Genomic DNA, 24,479 nt, shown 5'->3' on the forward strand with positions numbered 1-24,479 from the left:
TTTCCCAGCTTTTTTTGTGCGCGGTCAATGCCGCGGGTTATACTACACACTCTTCCGTTTTGCCCGCCCCTCAACTCTATTCCTTCGCCACTGGTTACGAACGGTGCCCACGATGCCTACCCGCTGGAAACGAGTCCCCCACATCCTGTTCTGCATCTTTACCGTCTCGTTCGCGTCATCCTTTTCACTGGCAGAAAACCCAGACGAGTTCTGTGGCGACCCTAACCTCACCGTAGCGACACCGGTACCAGCGGCGTTCGACAAAGACTACTGCGAGAAGATCACCAAGCTGGCAACCGCCCAAGGGAATGCCATGCGGGGCATGAGTGTGTTTCGATCGGCAAAGTATGCCTGTCTTTCCTGTCACCAGGTGGGGAAGCAGGGAGGAAACGTCGGCCCCTCGCTCAACGAAGTCAACAAACGTCTTACGCCAGATCAGATCGTCGAGGCCGTCCTCTGGCCAAGCCACACCGTCAAACCGGAATATACTACCTGGCTCTTTCAATTAGTCGACGGACAGAACGTTCAAGGATACAAGCGAAATGAAACCAGCGAGCTAATCGAAGTCTTCGATCCAACGTCGCAGAAAATCATCTCACTCGCCAAAGAAGATATCGACCAGTCCCGCGAGTCAGGCACACTCATGCCGACCGGCATGGCCAACGCCATGAGCGTTTCGCAGCGCCGCGACTTGGTTCGCTTCCTCCTGGATCTCGCCCACGACGAAGAATTAGTCACCCTGGTTCATCAGGCAGATCAACCTGTCGCATTTACCTACGACCGGGCTCCACTCGTACCAGCACTTTGGAAGCTGTGGCAAGAGAACGTCAACCGCGATCGCGTCTACGACTTCTATCGCAAGCAGGCTATGCACTTCGCTTCCGCCACTCGCGACTGGCACTTGCTGCCTGCATTCCCGGGGCTCGACGACGGCAAATTCGGCCATTGGGGCAATCAGAACGAAGCGGTCTGGAAAGATGCTCGGTGGAGCCAGCGTGAGAAATCGCCGATTCTCGCAGGCGTGACTCATCTTCCGGGTAAAACAGTCAACAAAGGAATCTGTGTGCAGCTTGGGGACAACGGCGAACTATCTACCTGCTTCGATCCCGAAACACTGACCTATCCCGCCGTTTGGAAGGATGGCTTCGTGAAGTTCTCCGATGTGCGGCATGGATTCATGGACGGCCTACGTCCCGCCGGTCCAATCGTGGAGCAACCGCAAGAGAAGCGGCCAGATCAGCCGATTCAGTACCATGGCTACTACCGTGTCGGGGCTCGGATTGTTTTCTCGTATCGGATTGGCAATACGGAAATGCTCGATACCCCTTGGGTCGAAAATGGCAAGTTCACACGAACCGTCATGCCTGCCAGCGAGCATCCGTTGGCAAAGCCCATCCAGTCCCCTCCAACGCAGTGGGCCGAAGAGATCATCACCCATGGGCAGCTAGGCAGTGACGACTTGCCCTATGCTGTCGACACGATTCCATTGCCCACAGAGAATCCCTGGGAAGCGTTAACGTTCGTCGGTGATCACGACTTCCTGGCCGATGGCACAGCGGTCGTGGCCACCATGACCGGTGACGTCTGGCTGGCTTCCGGACTGGATGCCGACCTGGATGAGATTCGCTGGAAACGCTTCGCCACCGGGCTTCACCAGCCCCTGGGTGTCGCCGTGCGAGACAACCAAATCTATGTCCTGGGACGAGATCAAATCACGCGTTTGGTCGACCACAACAGCGATCGCGAAGCCGACTTTTACGAATGTTTCTCAAACATCTACGATACGTCCTCCGGCGGGCACGACTACACGTGCGGACTGGAAGTCGATTCCCTAGGCAACTTCTACACTGCCTCGGGCAAGGATGGCCTGCTTCGTATTTCCGCCGATGGCAAGCAGGTCGATCTGCTCGCGACCGGCTTTCGAAATCCAGATGGGCTGGCAGTCACGGCGGACGGCAAGGTTACCGTGCCGTGCAGCGAAGGAGCATGGACGCCGGCGTCGATGGTGTGCCTGGTCGATCCCAGCTTGAAGGAAACACCGCACTATGGATATCGCGGCCCCAAGAAAGGCCAGGCCCCCTCTCTGCCGTTGATCTACATGCCACGTGGACTCGATAACAGCAGCGGCGGCCAGGCCATCAACTCCGATGCCCGGTTCGGCCCGCTGCAGAATCACCTCATTCACACATCGTTTGGCATGGGCACCCATTTCCTGGTACTGCGAGATGAAGTCGATGGGCAAGATCAAGGTGCCGTGATGCCGCTGCCTGGAGAGTTTCGTTCGGGAGCTCATCGCGCGGCAACCAACCCGGCCGACGGACAATTGTACGTCAGCGGCATGGCCGGCTGGGGGTCGTATACGCCGGACGATGGCTGTCTGCATCGTGTGCGATACACGGGCAAACCGATGCAGATGCCGACTCGCTTTCATGTTCACTCGAATGGCATACTGCTCGAATACCAGGAACCGATCGATCGCGAGATCGTTCGCAGTGCGAAGACCCATTTCGCCCAAGCGTGGAACTATCGCTACGGACCAGGATACGGTTCGCCGGAAATGGCCCCCAGCCACCCAAATGTTGTGGGGCATGAAGCCATCGAGATCGCCGGCGTTCACCCAATTAACGAAAAGACCATCTTCGTCGAGATGCCTGACCTGCAGCTGGTTAACCAATTGCATCTGTTGCTGCAAGTTGACTCAGGGGACGCACAAGAACTGTTCGTCACCGTTCACAAACTCGATCGCCCCTACGTCATCTTCCCCGGGTATCAACCTGCCGAGAAAGTGATTGCGGCCCATCCGTTGTTGAGAGATCTGGCCCTACTGGGAGATCGCAAACCGAACCCCTGGCAAAAGAAACCCGAGTCGGAACCAGATGCCAAGCTACAACTGGAAGCAGGCAAGAACCTGACCTATTCCACCTCGGAACTCAAAGCCAAGGCCGGCCAGTTGGTTGAGCTTACGTTCACTAACCCAGATGTCGTGCCGCACAACTGGGTTCTCCTGAAGCCAGGTACACTGGCGACCGTTGGAGACCTGGCCAACAAGCTGGTGGCCGACCCCGCGGCGGCATTAAACCAGTACGTACCGAAGACCGACGACGTGCTGGCCTATACCGACATCGTCGATCCCAAGCAGAAGTTCACCATCTACTTCCACGCACCAGAGAAGCCGGGGCGCTATCCGTATTTCTGCAGCTTCCCCGGCCACTGGATGGTAATGAACGGCGTGTTGGTGGTGGAGTAGAAGCTACGCTCCCACGCCACTGGCCGTGCGTGCTTCTTCCAGCAGTTTCATGAACGCCCCGAAATAGCGGCCGTTATCGTGAAACGTCCGACCGCTGACGATGTTTCCATCGACCACGCACGCTTCGTCGACAAACGTTCCACCGCACACTTCCAGGTCGAACTTGCACTTCGGGACCGTGGCCATCCGACGGCCACGCACGCGGTCGGCGTACGCCAGCACTTCCACGCCATGGCATACCGAAGCAACCGGTTTGCCGTTATCAACGAACCAGCGTGTTGCCTCGACCAGGTGCTCGTCGTAGCGAATGTATTCAGGCGCACGACCACCGCTGATCATGATGCCGGCATAATCTTCCGGCACGATCTCGGAAAACGCGATCTTCGCTTCGATCGTGTAGCCTTCCCACTCCTTGGTGATGGTCCAGCCGGGCTTGACCTCGTGCATCACCATCTGAAAGAGCCCCCGCTTGGGGCCTGCGACTACCGGCTCGAATCCACCTTCTTGCAGGCGGTAGTAGGGATACATCGTGTCGAGTGTTTCCGAAGCGTCCCCCACAATGATAAGTACCTTGTCCGACACGTTAGTTTCCTTCATTCAAGTCTGAAATGCACTGGCTTAAGTAATCTCGCCCCCGCACGATCTCGGCCGTGGTCTCGGCAACGGTCGGCAAGATAGGAATCCCTCGGGGAAACGGGTGCATGAACACCTCGGTCCACCCTTGATACTTCACGTCTACCAAGGCTTCTAGCAGGGGCTGAAAATCAAGCGGCCCACGTCCCGGCATCTGTAATAACTGCTGCTCGACTGGCATCGGCTTATGCGAGCCCTCACCATGCTGCCAGGCATAGAACATCTGCATCCCTTCACCCAGCTCGCGAATCAGCGCGGCCAGTTGCTTTTCATCCTGTGCCAGGTGATAGGGTGCCAAGGCAATCGCCAGATGCTTCGAGGGACGCAGTTCCAATAACCATCGCAGCGAGTCGGGCGAATCGATCAGGTTGTTCGCGTGGTTCTCGATCGCAATGGTGACGCCGTTTTCCTCGGCAACCTCAAGGTGCGGCTTCATCTTCTCAATGAACTCGCCCACCGCCTTCTTAAGCTCCAGTCCCTTGGCATCTTTGGGACCGGCCCCGCCGGTAATCATCAAGGGGCAGCCAAAACGCTTAGCCAGCGGCATCTCACTTTGTAAACCAAACGGTCCCAGTTTGTATTGCGTAATGCAGCCCAACTTGACGTCGTTGGCTTGCAGCAGTTCGGCGAAACGATCGGCCCCCATCTCATCGACTTGCTCGCGTTGGTCTCCGTGGACCTTCGGCCAAATGTCGATATGGGTTGCCCCAATCTTTTTAGCTTCCGGTAGAATCTCTTCGAGCTTGCTGTAGCCGTACATGCACGAAGGCAGCATGTAGTTCAACTGAAACTTACTGTCCTCTGCGAGCAGCGGCGAGGCGTACGCCGCACCCACAAGCCCTGCCGAGAGCTTATGAAACGTACGACGATCCATCGTAGGTTGAGTGTTCATCGTTGTGACTTCAAAATCAAAATGGGGGGCGTCAGACGGTCTCGTATCCGGCACGTTGCTCGCGGCTGAGGTGCTGATTCGCTTCGTCGTCTCCAACGAACGTCTCGGTCTTGGGGTTCCATGTCAGCTTGCGTCCCAGCTTCATCGAGATGTTTCCCAAGTGACACGTGCTGACGCTGCGATGCTGGCTTTCGATATCCGAGACCGGCGTCTTTCGCTTCGCGACGCAGTCGAAGAAGTTCCCCATATGGTTGATAATTGCATCGAGCTTGCCGGCCCGCTCTGGTCGTTCGAGGTTATCGAAATCGTAGAGCACGAAGTCTTCGCGGGGCAGCTTTCGCTCGGTTGGTGCCCCATCAAGCGTTCCCCGATTCACGAAGATCCGCCCCTTGTCGCCGGTAAACATCACACCGTTGCGTCCTTCGTCCGCAACTGTCAGTACGACGCCGTTGTCTAACTTGTACGTAACGTGGTAGTCGACTGCGACGTTGTAGCCATTTTCCACCGACGGCATTTTGGCCGTTCCATCGATCTCGACCGGCAGGCCTCCGGCTCCCCACTGACCGATATCGATATGGTGGGCTCCCCAGTCGGTCATTTGCCCGCCGCTGTATTCGTACCACCAGCGGAAGGTGTAGTGCGAGCGTTCGGGGATGTAAGGAACGTCCGGCGTTTGACCCTGCCAGAGATCCCAGTTGAATGTCTTGGGAACTGGTTTAGTCTCGAACGGACCACCGGTTTTGTTTTTGCCCAGCACGATATCCACGCGTTCCAAGTTGCCAACCCAGCCTTGGCGAACCATTTCGACTGCGGTGCGAAAACGAATATCGCTACGCTGCCAGGAACCAACTTGCACGACGCGTCCCGTTTCCTTGACGACTTCGCGCAGCTTCTTTCCTTCGTCGATCGTCAACGTCAGCGGCTTCTCGCAGTAAACATCTTTACCGGCACGGCATGCATCGATCACCATCTTGGTGTGCCAGTGATCTGGCGTGCCGATCATGACGACGTCGACATCGTCGCGTGCGAGCAGATCGCGGTAGTCTTCCATCAGGGCCGACTTCCCGCCGAAGTCGGAGTTGGCCTTTTCCAGAATCTCTCGATCGACGTCGGCCAAAGCCACGATATCACCGTGCGCGGCCGCCTTTTCGGTGATGACCGAACCTTGGTACCGCAGGCCGATCGCCCCAATCCCGATCCGGCTATTCGCGTCTTTCGGTTTCTCAGCCGCACTCACGGTCGGCAGTGCTCCGAAAACCATCGAAGCCGAAGCGGCCGCCGATACTTGTGTAATCCATTGACGGCGATCTAAAGACGATCGGGACATAACGTAGCTCCTAGGCAGGCAGTGGGATGAGGGCAATTCGAGGAAACACTCTCCAGCGGTAACCTCCGCCAGCCTGAGTGATGCTTCTATCGTGACGGAAATGCCTTACTGAGACAATCCGCAAATGCGTCTACATACTCCGTTATCTTATCACTCTTGCGGTATCGTTAGCGAGCCTTACGTCGGTCTTGGCGGTATTGCCCAGGCGGCATGCCATACATTTCCCGGAATGTTTCGGCTAGATGCTGTGTGCGACGAAAGCCACAGCGCTGGGCAATCACGGCAAGTGTGAGATCGGTATGGGTAAGCATTTCCTCCGCTCGCAACAGCTTCAAGCGTATCAACTCCTGGTTCGGCGAACGTCCTAGAATCTTCCGTAGCCCTCGTTCGAGCGAACTGCGCGAAATCGCCACTCCTTTCAGAACATCGGAAACGCTAATCCCTTCGCAGGCATACTCGCGCATGAAGAGCAGCGCATTGGCCAGTTCCCGGTCGTCCAGGGCCACGATATCCGACGAAAGCCGAGTCACGATTCCCAGCGGTTCGACCAGGATCGGTTTCTTGGGAGGTGCCCCTCCCTTCATCAAGTGTGCCAAGAGTTCGGCGGCCCGGTAACCGATCGCGGTACCGTTGAGTTCGACACTCGATAGGGGTGTCGTGGCCATCGTGCAGAGCGAAGCGTCATTCTCGACCCCCACCACCGCCACCTCTTCCGGCACAATCGCCCCGCAGCGCCGACAGGCATCCAACAGCCAGAAGCCTAGCTGATCGGTGCAAGCCATCACTCCCACTGGCTTGGGCAATTGGTGGATCCAGTCAGCCAATTCCCTCTGAGCCTGCTCCCATTCGGTCGGCTGTTCGCGGCGGTTCAAGGGATTGTAGCGCGAAGCCTCGTAGCCATGTTCGGCCACGGTTTGCACGAAGTTCTCGCAGCGTTGCTGAAAGTATTCTTCGGCCCCCAATTGATACACGGCAAAATGGCGAAAACCTCGTTCGAGAAAGTGCTCGGCAACCAGCTTCCCCAGCGAATAGTTGTTCACCCCAACAAAGGGAAATGAATGCTTCAGGCGTGTCGAACGCAACTCAACCGTCGGGACCTTGGCTCGCTTCACCGAGTCGACCATGGCCTGCGAACCACTACGGGTCAAGATTCCGTTCCCACTCCACACCGGCAACCAAGGAGGGGCAGGGGACTCAAGCGAACGGGACTCGACCAATAGAGACCACGGACCTTGCTCGGCCACATACTTACGCACCCCATGCAGCAACTCGCGACCATAGGTCCGAGATGTTTCAATCAGCAGCGCAACATGCGGTGCAGCACTCTTTGCAGGCATGAAACAAGTCACAATGGAGGAAGAAGCGATTCAACGAATCGGCGGACGACTCTGAAATCTCTGGGGCACCTGCTCGATCGCGGTATCTATCGTGGGTTCTCGCTAACGTAATGCCAATTTGCCGGCCAGTTGCAACGGAATGGGTTCTTAGCGTTACTCGACCGGCACAAAGACGACGGCGTCGATGATCACGTGTCCGTTAGTTCCTTCGTTGCTGACCACGACTTCACCTTGTTTATCAAAGCGAAAATTACCCAGCGAAACGAAGATCTCGTCGACACTCGGTTTCTCGCGCTGGTTGACGATCACTTTTTGCTCGCCGCCGACGTACTTGATCGTTACCGGCAAGTTACTTGCGCGGTTGCCGTTTGCCGAGTAAGCCAGGCGAACTTCATACTCTCCCGGCTTCAGCTTTGTAGTGAAGGTCGCGGTGCATTCTCCCTTGGCTTCATTCTTGTCGTGACGATAGCCCCGCCCCACAAATGGACGAATGTGATTCGATTCTTCCCACTCGCCGGTCAGCTTGGCGTCTCGGTCGTCAACGCCGATCCCCTTCAATTTGGCTAGGCTGACGGGCACGCCCGATGCTCCCTTGTACTGGATAATCTGCCCATCTTCCAGCAATCGTTTGGCTAGCTGATCGTACTGCACATTTTGTACGTTCACCTTATCGTCGATTGCCTGTGAGGCGGCCGTCGCGGCGCTTTGACCGAGGATCATGAAGACCGGCTCCATGCGAATCGAGCCAAATGCGATGTGGCTGGAAGACAAGGCCACCGGCACCAACAGGTTCGTACACTCGGACGACTTCGGCGTGATCGCGCGGTAAGCGATCGGGTAAGGGGAAACGCGGATCTCGACGTTCCCTTCATTACGAATCGCTCCATCGACCGCCACCATCTGGCAATGATGCGAGTCCATATTGTACGACGCCAGACCGATCGAATCCTCCGGCACTTCGTACCCTTGGCAGTTCTCCTGAGTCATCACGTAGTCACTCAGCATGCGGCGTCCTTCGCGGATGTACAGTTCGTGCGTCCAGCCGCTGGTGTCTCGATACTCGTCGGTCGGAAGACCAAACGCGGCAAACTTCTCTCGCCACTCGCTGGGGATACGTGGCGAATGAGTCAGGTAGTACATCACGCCGATCTGGTAGTTGGCATGATCCTGGTAGATTTGCTCACGTGTCTTCCAGTCCCCTTCGGGCCAGTCGGTATTTCCGCCCACGAAGTCGATGAAGTAGGCTCCGTTGAACAGGTGGTGATTGTTCGTATCGATCGACCACCCCATCCGTGGATCGGCCCCGGACTCGAACAACCGGGCCAACACCTCGTACTGCTGCGTGTCGTAAACATTCGGCTTGGGAAACGGCAGTCGGTCTTCCCCTTTGACAAGCCGCATCCGAAAACAGTAGGCCTGAATCGCTTTGTCCCCTTCACCAGGCACACCACCATCGGCGACGATCCGCGGCAATAGACCACTCGATGGATCGCCTGGCTTCACGTAGGGATCGATCGCCTTCGGAAAATTATGCCCGCCGGTACCTGGCTGACGAATGCCATCGTATGTCTCGTCATACACGTTGTTGGCTTCGCGTCCGACCGCATACGACACACCAGCTCTGGCAAGCAGGTCTCCTTCGTACGTTGCATCGATAAACTGCTTAGCCTTCACGACCAGGCCGTTCTCCATCGAGATCGAAGTGATCTGCGTTCCCTGCTTGGTGACCTTATCCAAGTGAGCCAGGTAATGCACTTCCACCCCGGCTTCGGCCAGCATCTTCTTGTAAACATCTTCGGCGTCCGATGGCTTGAAATGGCTCTGGCCAATCTGATTGTAGAACTCGCGAGCAATCCCACCGCACACGTCCGCTCCGCCACCATCGGTATGGCTCAGGCCGCCGGTGGTTAAGCCACCCACGTGCTTTCCAAACGACAGCAGCACGGCTGACTTGCCCATGCGACGTGCCTGAATGGCCGCGACGACACCACCACTCGTTCCGCCGTAAACGCAGATGTCGGCTTCGATCTCGCGCGGCTCGACTTTCTCTGGCGGGTAGTAATATCGCAGCCCCTCCACCGCAGGCTCAGGCAGTGTTTGCGCCAGGCCATGACTTGCAACGACAGAAATCAAAAGGAGAACCGCTGGCAGAAAAGTCTTGTGCATGATGCGAGGCCATGAGGGGGGGACGGGGCGAAATTCGTTCCTCTATTACACTCTCTCCTCAGCCAACATTCAAACCCCGACTCGGGGCCTTCGTCCCTCTCGCTTCATGCGATAGTCTCTTGCGACATATGAACTTACGCAGCGAAGCCAATACAAAAGCGACATCGTGCTATCACACGGCCAATGCAATCGCCAATTTCGTGTTAGATCTGCGAGCCCTGATCGAACCCACTGACGGTGCTTTTAACATTGGATAAGTCTTGATCCCGCCGATTGTTGCTGGGAATATCCGTACCTCAAATTCGATTCAACTGGCACAATCCGAAAAGTCGATACCTTTGGTGGGGCGAGACGTTTAGACCAGAGGGCTCCCCAACAACCGGCGGAATGCCTTCGGCCAAGGAAGCAAAGAATGCAGCGGCGACAATTTCTCAAGACTCTCACCACCCCCGTAGTTTTGGCACCGGTTGCTTTGACGCCTGTGGCGTTGTTCTCGACTGGTTGCGGATCGTTGATGCATTCGGAACGCGTCGGCCAACCTCATAGTCACCAAATCGACTGGAAAATCGCCGCCCTCAACGGGCTGGGGATGCTTTTCTTCTTCGTCCCTGGCGTGGTCGCCTTCGCCGTCGACTTTTACACCGGGGCGATCTACCTTCCTTACGACGAAACGTACCCGACCTACCAGGTAACCAGTCCCACGACGGCTCCGACTCCAGCTCAAGCTCCTAACTGGAGCCCTAGCGATATGCCCAGCACCGGCTACGAAGGCCTGCCATCGCCTCCGCCTGCACCGGTCATGCAGCAAACGTCGACTGGCGTTCCCGGTACCGATCTGCGTCAGGTTCAGATTCCACGGAATCAAATCAATTCGCAAACGCTCGAGCACATCGTGTCAACCCACACCGGTCAACAGGTTTGCCTGGACGATCCATACACCCGCCTGAGCGTGCTGGACAAGATCGACGGTTTTCACCAACAGCAACAGCGTCACGAGACCGACCACGGCTTTGGATCCACGGTGCGAGGATTCTTCGACCGTCTGCGAAACGCTTAACACTTCGGTCGGCTAATCAAGCGGCTGAGCCAGCGAGTGTATGCGATTTCACTCGGTATCCGGCCCACGTTCGAGTAGACTTGAGGAACATCCCGTCGATCGAACTTCCGCCGCTGCGCCGAGTCTGCGTAACGCATGAACGCCCATCTCGCTTCCGATTCCGCTGCTTCCCGCGAAGTTCCCCCGGACGCAGTCGCCATTTGGCTGCAACGCGTCCGCTGGATCGCGGTTCTTGTCGGAGCGGTCTGTCTGGTCGTGTTCGTCCGTAGCTTACCGACCAAGGATCTCATCGCTTCGCTCCAGTCGTGGATCTCGTCACTCGGCGTCTGGGGACCGGTCGTGCTGACGCTGACCTACATTGTGGCCACGGTGCTATTGGTGCCTGGGACAATTCTCACGCTGGTCGCAGGGGCCATTTATGGACTTGGCGTGGGAACGGTAATCGTTTCGATTGGTTCGACGATTGGTGCATCCCTCTGCTTTCTCATCGCGCGCTATGCTGCCCGAGAACGCGTTGCTCGTTGGGCACAGCGTTACCCCTTGTTCCAAGCCATCGACAGCGCCATCGGCGAAGGAGGCTGGAAGATTGTGGCCTTGTTGCGATTGTCGCCAGCGATTCCTTTCAACGTGCAGAACTATCTGTACGGACTGACGCCTGTTCGATTCTGGCCCTACGTCACCGCAAGTTGGTTGGCCATGCTGCCAGGCACGTTTCTGTATGTTTACTTAGGGCACATCACTGGGGCGGCTCTCAGCCAACAGCGCGAACGCACTCCGCTGGAATGGGCGTTGCTTGGCATCGGCCTGGCCGCGACCGTGCTGGTCAGTGTCTATATTGCTCGCCTGGCCCGCAGTAAAATTCACGACCAGGTCACCGATTCCACCGCAGCAGAACCATCGGCGAGCGAGCCCAGCGAAACCTCAGAGCCACTTCCCAGGTACATAGGACGTACGCTCTTATTGATTGGCCTCGCCTTGATTCTTGTGCTGCTGGCCATCAATTCCCAACCGATCGAGGCCTGGCTCAACGCGCATCCTCGCGAAGCTTTGTAAAGCAGGAAAGCAGTATGGCTCCTCAGGACAGGCCGCAATCGTTTCCAGATGGTGTCATCTCCCGACTGCCTCAGACCAGTCCCAACGACTCCGCTAATCGCCGACTTGTCGAGAACGTCCACCCAGCGGATTGGAAGCCTCCGCAACCATCCGGCAGATACAACCTGGTGGTGATTGGTGCCGGAACGGCAGGCCTGGTCGCCGCCGCCGGTGCCGCTGGCCTCGGTGCCAAGGTCGCATTGATCGAACGCGACCTCATGGGGGGCGACTGCTTGAACGTCGGATGCGTCCCCTCGAAAGGCATCATCAGCGCCGCTCGCATGGTGCTACAGCAGCGTCGCGGCAGCGAGTTTGGTATCAACACCTCCGCGCACGAAGCGATTGACTTTGCCGCCGTCATGCAGCGAATGAGAACGCTACGAGCTGAGATCAGCCCCAACGACTCCGCCGAGCGGTTCTGCAAACTGGGCGTCGATGTCTATTTCGGTCAGGCTCAGTTCGTCGATTCGCAAACCGTGCAAGTTGATGGCCAACGCCTGAAGTTCAAGAAGGCGGTGATCGCCACCGGGGCTCGCGCAGCGATTCCTTCCATCGCAGGGCTCGATCGAGTCGACTATCTGACCAACGAAAGCGTCTTCTCCCTGACGAAGTTGCCTCCGCGTCTGGGCGTGGTGGGCTCTGGCCCGATCGGCTGTGAACTGGCACAAGCCTTTTCGCTATTGGGCTCGCAGGTCACGTTGCTGGGACGATCACCCCATGTGCTTCCCAAGGAAGACGCAGACGCCAGCACCATCGTCGCCAAGGCGATGACTCGTGATGGAGTACGTATTCACAACGGAACATCCAACCTGCAAGTCAAACCTGGCGAAGCCATTTCGCTGACCTGGAGCGAAAATGAAATAAGCCACCAAGCAGACGTCGATCAGCTTCTGTTCGCAACGGGTCGTCGCCCCAACGTCGAGCACTTGAACCTTGAAGCCGTCGGCGTGCACTACAACGAGCAAGGCGTTCAGGTAAATGACCGCCTGCAGACGACCAATCGAAACATCTTCGCCGCTGGAGATATTTGCTCTCCATATCAGTTCACCCATGCGGCGGACTTCATGGCCCGGGCCGTGATTCAAAATGCTCTCTTCTTCGGTCGCAAGCGGTGGACCGACCTGATCATCCCCTGGTGTACTTACACATCGCCCGAAGTTGCTCACGTTGGTCTCAGCGAGCACCAGGCGAAAGAGCAGGGCAGGGGAATCGACACCTACTCGCAGCACTTTACCGAAAACGATCGAGCCATCCTCGCAGGAGAAACCGAGGGGCTGGTGAAAGTTCATGTGAAAAAAAACACCGACAAAATCGTCGGTGCCACCATCGTCGCTCCCCACGCAGGTGAAATGATTTCCGAGATCACCCTCGCCATGACGCATGGCCTGGGGCTTGGCAAAATCGGCAGCACCATTCACCCTTATCCCACGCAAACCGAGGCCATTCGCAAGCTGGGAGACCAATACAACCGCACGCGATTGACTCCGTTTGTGAAGTCGCTGTTCGAGCGTTGGTTAACCTGGTCACGGTAATCGCGGTCGAACTTTCGTAGAACATACCTGTTGGTCCCAAGACACTTACTCACTGCAAGCTGAAATGGAACGATGTCTATGACTCCCAAGATCGACAGCGACCAGGCCGTAGCCCAGCGATATGCGGGTGCGGCACAACAGCGCGAAGCAGCCCTCTGCTGTCCCGTACAATACGACACAAGCCTGTTAGAGGCGATTCCGGACGAAGTCATCGAGCGCGACTACGGCTGCGGCGATCCTACTCCCTATGTTCGCCCCGGCGACACCGTCCTGGATCTGGGCAGCGGCGGCGGAAAGCTCTGCTTCATCTCGGCCCAGATGGTCGGTCGTGAAGGACGCGTGATTGGCGTCGACTGCAATCCCGAGATGCTCGCCCTGGCCCGCAAACATGCTCCGGCCGTGGCCGAGCATATCGGCTACGCGAACGTCGAGTTCCGCAACGGCATGATCCAAGACCTGCAACTCGATCTCGACCAGCTGGCAAACGTTCTGGCCGACCAACCCGCAAGCGATCTTTCAAGCTACCACGCGTTGCGGCATGCGACCGAACAAATTCGCAGCGAGCACCCGCTGATTGCCAGTGATTCGGTCGACTGCATCCTTTCCAACTGCGTTTTGAATCTGGTGAAGCTGACCGATCGCCGCCAATTGTTCGCCGAGATGTTCCGCGTCCTGCGCGTCGGCGGACGTGTAGCGATCAGTGATATTGTGAGTGACGAGACGGTGCCGGACGAGCTCAAGAATGACCCGACCCTCTGGTCAGGCTGCATCAGTGGTGCGTTTCGCGAAGATGAGTTCCTCAGCGCGTTCGTCGAGGCTGGCTTCCATGGCATTGAGATCGTCAAACGGCAAGCCGAGCCTTGGCAGACCGTCGAAGGTATCGAGTTCCGCTCGGTCACTATCATGGCCTACAAGGGGAAGCAAGGTCCGTGCCTGGAACGCAATCAGGCCGTCATCTACCGCGGCCCCTTTTCGACGGTCAAAGATGACGACGGTCACCTTTACTATCGGGGCGAACGGATGGCCGTTTGCGACAAGACATTTCGCTTGCTGAAGGCAGGGCCCTATGCGGCGATGTTTGATTTCATCGAACCGCGAGAGCCCATTCCTCTAGACGACGCCCAGCCGTTTGCTTGTCGGCCTAATGCCCTGCGTCATCCGCGTGAATCGAAAGGGCTCGACTACGACGCCACGACCGAAGCGCCCTCCAACTGCGGCGAAGACTGCTGCTAAGCCGATCCACGATCCCCCAACACCGCGAAAGTAATGCTCGATGCAACTATCACTCGTTCGCCGCCAAAGCACGCTCGCCCATGCCGCGGCCCAGCGCGAGATTCTGGAAAGCAACCAGGCAGCCGACCTGCCGCACTTTCAGCAGGCCCTCTCCCAGCACCAACTACCGCTGCTGACAGCCGCTGGCGTCGAGGTGCTGCAAATCAACGTTGGCAAGCTTTGCAATCAAACGTGCACGCACTGCCATGTCGATGCAGGCCCCGACCGGCGCGAGAGCATGTCGCGCGAGACGGCCGAAGCAATCATCGCCGCTCTAGCACGTCTGGAGATCCCCACGCTCGATATCACCGGCGGTGCCCCGGAGATGAACCCTAACTTCCGCTGGCTCGTTCAGCAGGCCCACTCGCTCAATCGCCGCATCATCGATCGCTGCAACCTGACCATCCTGGTTGCTAACGGTTTTCAAGACCTGCCTCAGTTCCTGGCCGACCACCAGGTCGAAGTCGTGGCGTCCCTTCCCTGTTACTTGGAAGACAACTGCGATCGCCAACGAGGTGATGGCGTCTTTCAGCGATCCATCGAAGCGCTGCGAATTTTGAACAACCTCGGTTACGGCCACAACGAGAGTGGGTTGCGGCTCACACTGGTCTACAATCCAGTCGGTCCTTCGCTTCCTCCCAAGCAAGCCGAGTTGGAAGAAGCCTATCGCCGCGAACTGAAATCACGCTATGGCGTTGTCTTCAACCAACTGCACACGATCACGAACCTGCCCATCAGCCGCTTTCTCGACGACCTGCTTCAGGCAGGCAAATACGAAGCATACATGCGCAAGCTTGTCGATAACTTTAATCCACAAACGGTTCCGCATGTCATGTGCCGAACGATTCTCTCGGTCGACTGGCTTGGCAATTTGTACGACTGCGACTTCAACCAGATGCTCGAATTGCCGGTGACGGTCAAGGGTTACCGCATTGAAGACTTCAACTGGGACGACATCGTTCACCGCACCATCGCCACCGGCAGGCACTGCTTCGGATGCACCGCCGGAAATGGTTCCAGTTGCCAGGGCGCGGTTCTCTCATGAAATCGCAATTGATCGTTTTCACGCGCTACCCGGAAGCCGGAAGCACCAAGACCAGGCTGATTCCCACACTCGGCGCTGATGGTGCCGCGCTGCTGCAGCAAAGACTCACGTCCCAGACGCTCGACGCTGTACGGCTCTTTCAGAAACAAGTCCAGGCCGATGCCCAAGTACAGTTCGCCGGTCGCGATGCAGCAGCCATGCAAGCGATGTTCGGTAACGACATTGACTACACCCCCCAACATGGAGACGGCCTGGGAGACCGCCTGCGGCATGCGATCGACCTGGCCTTCCAGAAAGAGATCGACCGTGTGATTGTCATTGGTGCCGACTGCCCCCAACTTGATGCACAGACGTTGGGAGAAGCAAATCGACAATTAGAAGATCACGATGTCGTGCTTGGCCCGGCCGAGGATGGGGGCTACTACCTGATTGGCCTGAAGTCGCCACAGCCGAGTCTTTTCCAAGACATCCCGTGGGGCACATCCGAGGTACTCGCCAAAACGCTGCAGAAGATCGACGCCCTGCCTCTTCGCCGGAAGCTGCTTCAGCCCCTTTCCGACATCGACTACCCGGAAGACCTGGTGCTGTGTCGCCAATGGCCGCAACTCGTTGAAGGCATCTTGCCTGCGTGCACCAGCGATCGACTTTCAATCGTCATTCCCACGCTCAACGAAGCAGAACGCTTGGCCGATACGCTTAATGCCGTACGTAGCCGCAGCACTCCAGGCCAAGACCTGGAAGTGATCATCGCCGACGGCGGCAGCCAGGACGATACCGTCCCCATCGCCTTGAATCACGGTGTGAAGGTCGTCGTCTGCCGCCCAGGCCGCGGCATTCAAATGAACGCCGGAGCCGCGATCGCCAGTGGTGAGATTCTTCTCTTCCTACACGCCGACGCGCAGTTGCCAGGCCGCTACGACGAATCAATCCGAACCATCCTCTCCGGCAAATCGATCGCTGGAGCGTTTCGCCTGCGGATCGATCACGAGTCGCCATCGCTGCGGATGGTGGCTCGCCTGGCCAATCTACGTTCGCAGTTCCTGCAGCGGCCGTACGGAGACCAAGGCCTATTCCTGCGGTCGCATACGTTTTACGAAGTCGGAGGCTTTCGCAACTGGCCGTTGATGGAAGACGTTGAATTGGTCCAGCGGCTACGTAAACGTGGCCCGATTGCTTTGGCCGAGCAGTCAATGACGGTCTCGGCCCGGCGGTGGCGGAAGCGAGGGATCGTGAGGACAACCTGCTTGAATCAGGCAATCGTGTTGGCCTGGCGTCTGGGCATTTCGCCAGAGCGGTTGGCGATGTGGTATCGTGGTAAGCCAGTATCCTCCTCGTAAGGTTTTCGAGTCCGCATGTCTGCCAGCGTCGAGATGATCGTCCGACTTGCCTGTTTCCTGGGCGTCTTCACCGTGATGGCCGTGTGGGAACTCTTCTCCCCGCGCCGCGTGCTGAAGGAAGCCAAGGGAACGCGTTGGCTAAGCAACCTGGCACTAGTCGTTATCAACACGATCGCCGTCCGACTCCTGTTGCCGATCACTGCCATGGCCGCGGCCCTATTTGCCGAGTCGCGGCAGTGGGGCGTGCTCACTTTGATCGCCTGGCCCTTGTGGGTCGAAGTCATCCTGTCCGTGCTCCTCTTCGACCTGGCCATTTATCTGCAACATGTGATGTTCCATGCGGTGCCACTCTTCTGGCGTTTGCACAAAGTGCACCATGCCGACATGGACATCGACGTCACCACCGGTCTCCGTTTCCACACGCTAGAGATCTTACTCTCTGCGGTGATCAAGCTGGGTGTCGTTGTTCTGTTAGGGCCGCCTGCGATTGCGGTTGTGCTATTCGAAGTCCTGCTCAATGGGACGTCGATGTTCAATCACAGCAACGTGCGGCTTCCAGCCGGGGTCGACCGAATCGTTCGTTGCGTGCTCGTCACGCCGGATATGCACCGTGTGCATCACTCGGTCCTGCGCCGCGAAACGAACAGCAACTTTGGGTTCAACCTACCGTGGTGGGACTTTCTGCTGGGAACCTACATCGCGCAGCCTTCCGAAGGACACGACAAGATGGACATCGGCCTGGCCCAGTATCGCGACCCATCGCAGGTAGAGCGTCTGCCTGGCATGCTGTTGATGCCGCTGGATAGCGAAGTGGAAGAAAGCCGTTAGCTTTCAACCGGCACAGGATCCTGAGCGGGCGGACGATTCATCAGCATGTCGTAGCACACCTCGTCGAATACGATGTGATAGTACAGATACTGGCTGGGGTTCGAGAAAAACGCACTGCTGTTGTAATGCCCTCGATTGCTCACTTCCTGCATGAAGAAATCGAGATCGATCTGGGCTTGCCGGTCATTGGCATAAAGCTGCTTCATGCACCACAGCAGCAGCGAATCGGACCCGAACGAATTGAGCGCTGTAATCGTCGTCCGCAAATCACCAAACAAAGTAATCGTCGTCACGATCAACAGCACAATGTTGGTCGGCCCCAGCAATTGAAACGAATGCTTCTTGTTCTCTTCCAGTACCTTCTTACTCAGTAGCTGGTGATCGGCGGGACGCGCCGCGCGGATCTTGGCCAGGCTGGCCAGAAACTGATCGCGATCGAAACGGTCGACCACTTCGTACGAAAGCAGATCGTGCCCGACCGTCAGTTGATTCCGCAAAGCGACATCGATACTTTCCAGGTTGAAGTCGCCATCGATTCCGTTTAATCGCTTGTCTCCCTGGGCATACCCTTCGTCATACGGCCCCAAAATGTGGCGATACAACAGCGGCTCGATCTGCACGTGCCGCATCAACAGTTCGGCCGCATCCTGCGTGGCGACGTACTTCAGCCCAAAGGTCATCCACCAATCGATCAGGTACGCTTCGCAGCCAAATGGAAAGCGATGAAAAATAAACTTCAACGGGAAGCTGATCGTCCGCTGAAAGAAGTAGCTGAAGACGATCAGCGGACGAATGTAATTGAAGTCCCAACGGTTTCGCTCGCGAGCAAAGATCTCGTTGACGTAGTCCGTAATGTAAGGGAACTGATTCATGAACGCCTTTCCAAGCGGGCCCGCACGCCGTACTTCGGAGTCATCGTCAAATTGGCCGCCATCACGTGGCGATGCGATTCGTCCAGCATAACCTTGAATCGCCGGGCAAGCACGGCCAGTACGACCACAAGTTCCATCATCGCAAAGTGAATCCCAATACAGATCCGTGGCCCCCCGCCAAAGGGAACGTATGCATACGTCGAGCGTCGGTTCTCTTCCACTCCGGGGCGGAACCGTTCGGGATTGAACATGTCAGGCTCCCTCCAAAAACCAGGGTGCCGATGCAGCGAATAGCGACTGAAGACCACAACCGAGCCCTTTGCGATCGGCACGCCCCCTAGTTCGACATCCTCGGCCACATTACGATTCTCGAACCAGAACGGCGGATGCAATCGCATTGCTTCTTCGATCACCATTCGCGTATACACCAACTGCTCAAGGTGTTCCATCTGCAACGGACCATCGCCGATCACTTCTTCCAGTTCCTGATGCAACCGATCGCGCACGTCCGGGTGCTGGTCCAGCTCACACCACACCCATGCCAGGGCGCTCGACGAGGTCTCGTGCCCGCCGATGATCATCCCCAGGGCTTCTTCAGCAATCTCCGAGTCCGACATCGGCTCTCCCGTGTCTTCATCGCGAGCGGCCAATAGCCGACTGATCAGATCGGTGGAATGCTCATTTCCGCGGCGTCGTCTGATCATCTCTTGCAAAAACGCATTAAACTCAGCCAGGGCCTGCTTCAGTTGGCGATTGATCCGTGAAGGAAACCAAAAACTGCGAACAATCGGCAGCGGCGGCTTCGCACTGTACAGGTTGATTACATGCGTCCAGTGGCTGATTTGCGGGGCGATCTCGTCGAACGAATCGTGAAACAACGCTCGCCCTGCGATTTGCAGCGTTACGTGATTCATCTCGCTGGCCACATCCAGCACCTGGCCTGCCTGGCAGATCGGCTCCCAGCGACTGGCCATCTGCTCGGCCGAGTCACGCATCAACTCGAAGTACTGTTCCACCGCCCGCGGGCCAAACAACGGCTGCATCAATCGCCGCGACCGTCGCCAGCGATCCCCTTCCGCCACGACCAGCCCATTTCCAAATGCATTGCGGAACCGGTCGTAGATGACGCTGTTCTTATCGAACGACTTGTGCGTCTCCATCAACACTTGCTTGACTAGCGATGGATGATTCACCAGGTAGAAACTGAACAGCCCGCGATAGTGAACGAAGTCCCCCAGATCCTTCGCCAGCGTGTCGAAGAACGTGGCCCGGTTTCCGGCCAGCAGCCACTGCCGATACATTAGCGGCGGACGGGCCAGCGTACCGGAAAAAGTCTGCGGCTGCGATTCGGATTGCTGCGAGTCCATAAACAATCACGCCTACGAAGGAAGGTGAGCAGCCTGCCGCCCAAACAATCGCCGCACCAGGCGAAATCCCCAGTCCAACGGCTTCAGCATCAATAGCAACAGCACAAACACCGACGGCATGTAAACCGGTGCATCACCAAAGAAGCGGTGCGTCGGCTCGTCCTGGTAATAGTAGTGCGCCGTGGTCGCCGGTTGCAGTTGAATTCGCCACCACTCACGCAGCGAACCTGCCGTTTTCACCGTCGGATAGATCTTCATCTGCCGCGCCAGGTAATCGCAATACGGAAACATCTCGACCGGATAGATGATCTCCAAATCGAGTCGTGGGTAACGGGCATAGTTTGCCTCTTGCGCCAGCGCGTGCTCCTGGACGATATCATTCGGACGCGGCACACTGCCGCTAATCAGCGCAGCAATGTAGTTGGCCTGCATCTCGCTGATGGAAGGAATGTTGCCAATCACCGGCCGCGCAAAGCCTACCAGGTATAACCCTGGACACGTCGCATGCACGCATCCCAAGTAGAAATCGGCCAGCCGCATCGCACCGCCAGAGATCTCGGCCAACGTCGACTTGTAACCCACCGCAGGCAGAATCTTCGTCGGTGCGACCTCGACTTGCTCGCTCGATTGAAACTCGTAGAACCGCGACATTTCGTCATCGACCGGCTCTCCCACAATCTTGATCCGCCCGTCAGCGACTCCATCCAGGAAGTCGTCGCTCTTATTGTGAAACATATTGAACAGTTCGTCCTTGGCCCCCTTGGTCAGCCGATAAGCCCACTCCTTCTTCAGCTCCTGGTGGCTTGGTTCTACCTTCTCGCATGAAGGCGTACTCATCGATGGAAACCATTTCTCGAACCGTTCCTGATGCCGCATGCGTGCTTCTACGAAGCGTTGGCCGATCCAATTCCGTAGCACCGGATGTATCGACAGCATCAACCGGTTTCGCAGAAAGTCGGACGGAACACCACGAATCGGATGATACCGCGGGCTCACCCGCACACCAGTACGCAGCGAAAGATAGACCTCGTTATCAAGCCCTGGCCGCGATAACCGCGTCGCATAGTCAACCGCCGATTCGCCACCCCCAAACACAACGATCTTCTCGCCGCGTACCTGGCGAAGGCCATCCAGAGTGTTGAGTTCGCGTGGCGAAAGCTTCGGCAGCTTCGTTTCCAATTCCTTGCACTCAGCCGTCAAGCCAGTGCAAATCACCACCGCGTCAAAATGCTCGGTCATCGCCTCGAGTTGATTTTCGTCAGCCAGGCTGCGAACCGTGACCAGCCAGCGGTTACCGTCGGGGTCATGTTCCAGGCGTTCGACTTGATGCTGCAACTTGATGTGCGGGCGAAGCTGGAACGTATCGGCAAACTGGTTGAGGTACTCACCGTACTCCCCGTCGCGAAAGAATTCGGCCCGGCTCTTTCCCCCGTCACTTTCGACATTCGCATCGCGTACCGGAAAGCACGTGAACTGCGTGGTGTACTTGGTCGAGGTCGAAACAAAACCAGGGTAAGGGTTGCCCCACACGCCGGTGATTCGCTCCCCCTTTTCAAAGCACGCGATCTGCCAATCCGGCAGCGCATCCTTCGCCGACTTCAGCATGATCAGCCCGCTACTACCGCAACCGATAATGGCTAGTCGCTTCGTTTGGCTTACGTCGCTCACGCTGCTACCGCCGTCAAGCTGACGAGCACGAAGTTAAACTGCCCCGACTCGGGAATGAACAACAGCAGGCGGTCACCTGCGGCGATCTCGTGCTGGCGAACATATTCGTCCAGCATCACATAAATACTCGCGGCACCCGTGTTCCCGGCCGTTGCCAGATTCGTCCAATAAGGAGGCGTTACGGCTGGATCGGGCGAGAACTTCTGCATCGTCTTTTCCATCTTGCGGCGAAAGAAGTACGACGACATGTGCGGCAGAATCATCCGGTAAGCATCCAATTGCTCGTTGTGCTTCTCGAGCGCTGCCGAGACGAACTCTCCGGCGAATTGGTACAGGTGCCGCGTGAGGATTCCTACATCCTGGCTGAGCAGGCGATTGGCATTCTCCAGCTTCATGCACAGCGGGGCCTGGTGCGCGAACGACATCGAATGAGTCCAATCGACCCGATACGACAACCCACCTGCACGCGGCTGACTTTCCAACAAGACGGCACCGCCCCCATCGGAAAGCATGAACCGTAGAAAGACCGACATGAACCACTGGCTCTTACGCAGGTCATCGTGTTCGGCCCGATCATCGATGGGGCGAATGACCGACGACTTCAATATCTCCGACGCATGCTCAGCGCCGATACTTAGGGCCGACGCGTGTTCACCCTGCTTAACACTTCTCACGGCGGCGACCAACGCGGCAGACGCGGAGGTGCAGATTCCCCCATGCGAGCTCAGTTCCAACGGACGATCGACAATGCCTGCCGCACCCAGACGGCTATGCACAATCGAAGCGATCCCCGGCCCTGAATAGGGGGCATAGGTGGAACCGGCGGACAGGAACGTGATCGGGTTCTGCGGCTCGGCCCCGCTCAGGCAGGCCTCGGCAGCGAGCCTGGCCAGATCGTAGACATCGTGCGTCGCCTGTTGCTGGCGATCTTGAGCGTAGTGCCGCGAGACGATGCCATTCATCTTGAGCACGCTTTGAGCGACCTGCGTCTCGCCATCGAGTGAGCCCAGAACCTCGTGGATTTGCTCGTTGGAAATCGCAGGCCCAGGCAAAAACGAGCCTGTCGCCGTGATGAAGCACTGCATCGTCTTCGACTTTCAGACACCCGACTCCACCGCCGCATCATTGCCGGCCGCAGAAGCTATAGGAAAAGAGGATCTTGGCATCACTCTAGCCCCCCATACCCCCTGAGTCCAGAGAACCTAAGGGGCACGAAAGCCCCATCACCGCGGAGAGTTCCTGATTAACTTCACGAACTACGGCCCAGCCAACAAAAATGTTTTCCGGCCGACTACCAATACGCGACGATTCACCAAGTTTCGGTCAACAACCAAACCTCCCGTCCCTTCTCCCCGCCGGGGAGAGGGCCAGCGTGAAGGGCGAACCAGGGACACGCTTTCAAATTCAAGGGAAGACAACCACGGATCACGCAGGTCTACGCGGATAAGAGCACACAAAAACTTTCTTCCAAAAAATCTCCCCCAAACATTTGACATGTATACACATGTTCACATATCTTAGAGAAACCCCGCGAGTCTCACACAACTCCCCGGGTGCCACGCCCAAGTCTGCTTGAGGGTGTCCGATAATTCAATTCCGGAAAAAGTATACTGTATAGCCGTTTAGCAATCAGCGAGTTTCCTATTGGTTGAACCCGTCGCTAGAGTGCTTCTGGTATGCCCATTTTCTCGGGGTTTTATACGATTTGAATTATCGGACACCCTCAAGTCTGCTTGGGCGTGCGAACACCGTTTCCACTCAACCCACAAGAAAAATGTCCCATCCCGACCAACAACCTGAACAACACGGAGCCGGCCATCACAGCCAGACTCCGCAGGTTGCCGTGCGCGATGGGAACCGCATCATCTGCCCCTGCTGTGGTGAGGTGCTGATGGTCATCCCCGATCGCCCGATCGAAGAGATGACCATCTTCCAGCAGGCCAACCAGGTCCGGGTCTCCCCCAAAGGAGACCCGCGGCGAACGTGCGCGGCCCTGGAAGAAATGATTGCCCGGCAAGAGGCCGAAGAACGGGGCGATCACCAACCACCGCAAGAGGAAGAACCGCCGCCAGAACCGTTCGTCTACGTGCCAGACCCCAACCGGCTAACGTACCGGGCAGACCCGCTCGTCGAACCGATCGACCCCGAGGTCGCCGCCCACCAGTTCCCCGACATGCGACCTCCCTGGGTCGTCCCCCAGGCCAAGAAACCGCGGAAACCCCCTGCGTACCGAGCACCGCGCGAACGCGACGACAACACGCGCGAACGGGAATGGCAACTGCGACGCATGAAACGCCCGCCCGAAGAGGCGTGGACGTACGAGCTGGCCAGGCTCTATGCGTGGACGTATTACCGCCTGCAGAAACTCGACCGGCAATTGCAGGGAGAAATCTGCGCGAAGCAGGTCGAGTTGGATCGACTGGAACAAGAGTTGTTCGAGTTGAACCCGGAACTCCAGCCCTTCAAAACGCAACCACGACAACCAGCGCTAACGGCAACACGTTTGCTAAGTGAAGCGAATGTGAGCGCCCCATCACTTAGTGCGCACGAGCTACCAACCGGCGCTCCGCACGCCCAAGCAGACTTGAGGGTGGCACCCGGGGAATCGTCTGGTGTGTCGTTCGAAACGTTGAGCAACGTTTCATCTGGCGAGTTGGTTCACGCGTCATCTGCCAAGTCGATCGACGAGCCGACCGTCGAGTTTAAACACGAAACGCCTCATGCCAACGAACGCGGCCCGCCGTGACATGTCAGCTCCAACGGAGCGACCGTTCATAGCCAGGGGCAGCAGCCCCTGGTACCCGTGC

General features: G+C 57.3%; 18 protein-coding genes. 9 read left to right on the plus strand and 9 right to left on the minus strand.

From position 1 onward, the window contains the following. The first annotated feature begins 112 nt into the window (after positions 1-112). On the plus strand, positions 113-3,247 hold the full coding sequence (locus C5Y96_RS10270; protein WP_105352784.1) for a DUF6797 domain-containing protein: 3,135 nt from the start codon (positions 113-115) through the stop codon (positions 3,245-3,247). A 3-nt stretch (positions 3,248-3,250) separates the two neighbouring features. On the opposite strand, the gene C5Y96_RS10275 is transcribed toward C5Y96_RS10270, so the two are convergent. The 5 genes from C5Y96_RS10275 to C5Y96_RS10295 all read right to left on the minus strand — a co-directional run bounded on the left by C5Y96_RS10275 (position 3,251) and on the right by C5Y96_RS10295 (position 9,602). Further along, on the minus strand, positions 3,251-3,829 hold the full coding sequence (locus C5Y96_RS10275; RefSeq protein WP_261341386.1) for a DJ-1/PfpI family protein: 579 nt from the start codon (positions 3,827-3,829) through the stop codon (positions 3,251-3,253). Position 3,830: 1 nt separating this feature from the next. Beyond that, complete coding sequence (locus C5Y96_RS10280; RefSeq protein ID WP_233198904.1) at positions 3,831-4,772, minus strand: sugar phosphate isomerase/epimerase family protein; 942 nt, start codon at positions 4,770-4,772, stop codon at positions 3,831-3,833. Positions 4,773-4,803: 31 nt separating this feature from the next. Beyond that, a complete protein-coding gene (locus C5Y96_RS10285; protein WP_105352791.1) occupies positions 4,804-6,099 on the minus strand; it encodes a Gfo/Idh/MocA family protein in 1,296 nt (431 codons plus the stop codon). Positions 6,100-6,266: 167 nt separating this feature from the next. Continuing rightward, complete coding sequence (locus C5Y96_RS10290) at positions 6,267-7,436, minus strand: XylR family transcriptional regulator (protein WP_105352793.1); 1,170 nt, start codon at positions 7,434-7,436, stop codon at positions 6,267-6,269. Positions 7,437-7,589: 153 nt separating this feature from the next. Beyond that, entirely contained in the window at positions 7,590-9,602 is a 2,013-nt protein-coding gene (locus C5Y96_RS10295) for an FAD-dependent oxidoreductase (protein ID WP_105352796.1), read from the minus strand. Positions 9,603-10,014: 412 nt separating this feature from the next. Here C5Y96_RS10295 and C5Y96_RS10300 point away from each other — a divergent pair, with 412 nt between their 5' ends. The 7 genes from C5Y96_RS10300 (at position 10,015) to C5Y96_RS10330 (ending at position 17,765) form a co-directional block, all read left to right on the plus strand. Then, complete coding sequence (locus C5Y96_RS10300) at positions 10,015-10,659, plus strand: hypothetical protein (RefSeq protein ID WP_105352799.1); 645 nt, start codon at positions 10,015-10,017, stop codon at positions 10,657-10,659. A 135-nt stretch (positions 10,660-10,794) separates the two neighbouring features. After that, positions 10,795-11,712 carry a TVP38/TMEM64 family protein gene (locus C5Y96_RS10305; protein ID WP_105352802.1) on the plus strand — a complete coding sequence of 306 codons (918 nt, stop codon included), beginning with the start codon at positions 10,795-10,797 and terminating at the stop codon, positions 11,710-11,712. A gap of 14 nt (positions 11,713-11,726) precedes the next feature. Beyond that, positions 11,727-13,283, plus strand: a complete 1,557-nt coding sequence (locus tag C5Y96_RS10310; protein ID WP_105352804.1) for a mercuric reductase — start codon at positions 11,727-11,729, stop codon at positions 13,281-13,283. A gap of 78 nt (positions 13,284-13,361) precedes the next feature. Further along, positions 13,362-14,516, plus strand: a complete 1,155-nt coding sequence (locus C5Y96_RS10315; RefSeq protein WP_233198905.1) for a methyltransferase domain-containing protein — start codon at positions 13,362-13,364, stop codon at positions 14,514-14,516. Positions 14,517-14,556: 40 nt separating this feature from the next. Beyond that, positions 14,557-15,600 (plus strand): arsenosugar biosynthesis radical SAM (seleno)protein ArsS, encoded by a 1,044-nt coding sequence (gene arsS / locus C5Y96_RS10320; RefSeq protein WP_105352808.1) that lies wholly within the window; start codon positions 14,557-14,559, stop codon positions 15,598-15,600. After that, a complete protein-coding gene (locus tag C5Y96_RS10325; RefSeq protein ID WP_105352811.1) occupies positions 15,597-16,937 on the plus strand; it encodes a TIGR04283 family arsenosugar biosynthesis glycosyltransferase in 1,341 nt (446 codons plus the stop codon). The genes arsS and C5Y96_RS10325 overlap by 4 nt, the downstream gene beginning before the upstream one ends. Before the next feature lie 15 nt (positions 16,938-16,952). Further along, complete coding sequence (locus C5Y96_RS10330; RefSeq protein WP_105352813.1) at positions 16,953-17,765, plus strand: sterol desaturase family protein; 813 nt, start codon at positions 16,953-16,955, stop codon at positions 17,763-17,765. On the opposite strand, the gene C5Y96_RS10335 is transcribed toward C5Y96_RS10330, so the two are convergent. From C5Y96_RS10335 to C5Y96_RS10350, 4 genes are read right to left on the minus strand one after another with little or no spacing between them, the layout of a single operon-like run. Continuing rightward, positions 17,762-18,637, minus strand: coding sequence for a hypothetical protein (locus C5Y96_RS10335; protein ID WP_105352815.1), 876 nt, complete (start codon positions 18,635-18,637; stop codon positions 17,762-17,764). The two genes, C5Y96_RS10330 and C5Y96_RS10335, sit on opposite strands and share 4 nt — an antisense overlap. Further along, positions 18,634-20,004 carry a cytochrome P450 gene (locus C5Y96_RS10340; RefSeq protein ID WP_105352817.1) on the minus strand — a complete coding sequence of 457 codons (1,371 nt, stop codon included), beginning with the start codon at positions 20,002-20,004 and terminating at the stop codon, positions 18,634-18,636. Before C5Y96_RS10340 ends, C5Y96_RS10335 begins: the two co-directional genes overlap by 4 nt. Before the next feature lie 12 nt (positions 20,005-20,016). Then, positions 20,017-21,672, minus strand: a complete 1,656-nt coding sequence (locus C5Y96_RS10345) for an NAD(P)-binding domain-containing protein (protein WP_105352819.1) — start codon at positions 21,670-21,672, stop codon at positions 20,017-20,019. Beyond that, complete coding sequence (locus C5Y96_RS10350; protein WP_105352821.1) at positions 21,669-22,757, minus strand: 3-oxoacyl-[acyl-carrier-protein] synthase III C-terminal domain-containing protein; 1,089 nt, start codon at positions 22,755-22,757, stop codon at positions 21,669-21,671. The genes C5Y96_RS10345 and C5Y96_RS10350 overlap by 4 nt, the downstream gene beginning before the upstream one ends. 689 nt (positions 22,758-23,446) lie before the next feature. On the opposite strand from C5Y96_RS10350, the gene C5Y96_RS10355 reads away from it, so the two are divergent. Then, on the plus strand, positions 23,447-24,418 hold the full coding sequence (locus C5Y96_RS10355) for a hypothetical protein (RefSeq protein ID WP_105352823.1): 972 nt from the start codon (positions 23,447-23,449) through the stop codon (positions 24,416-24,418). Positions 24,419-24,479: the final 61 nt, after the last annotated feature.

Source organism: Blastopirellula marina, assembly GCF_002967715.1.
GTDB classification, from domain to species: Bacteria; Planctomycetota; Planctomycetia; order Pirellulales; family Pirellulaceae; genus Bremerella; species Bremerella marina_B.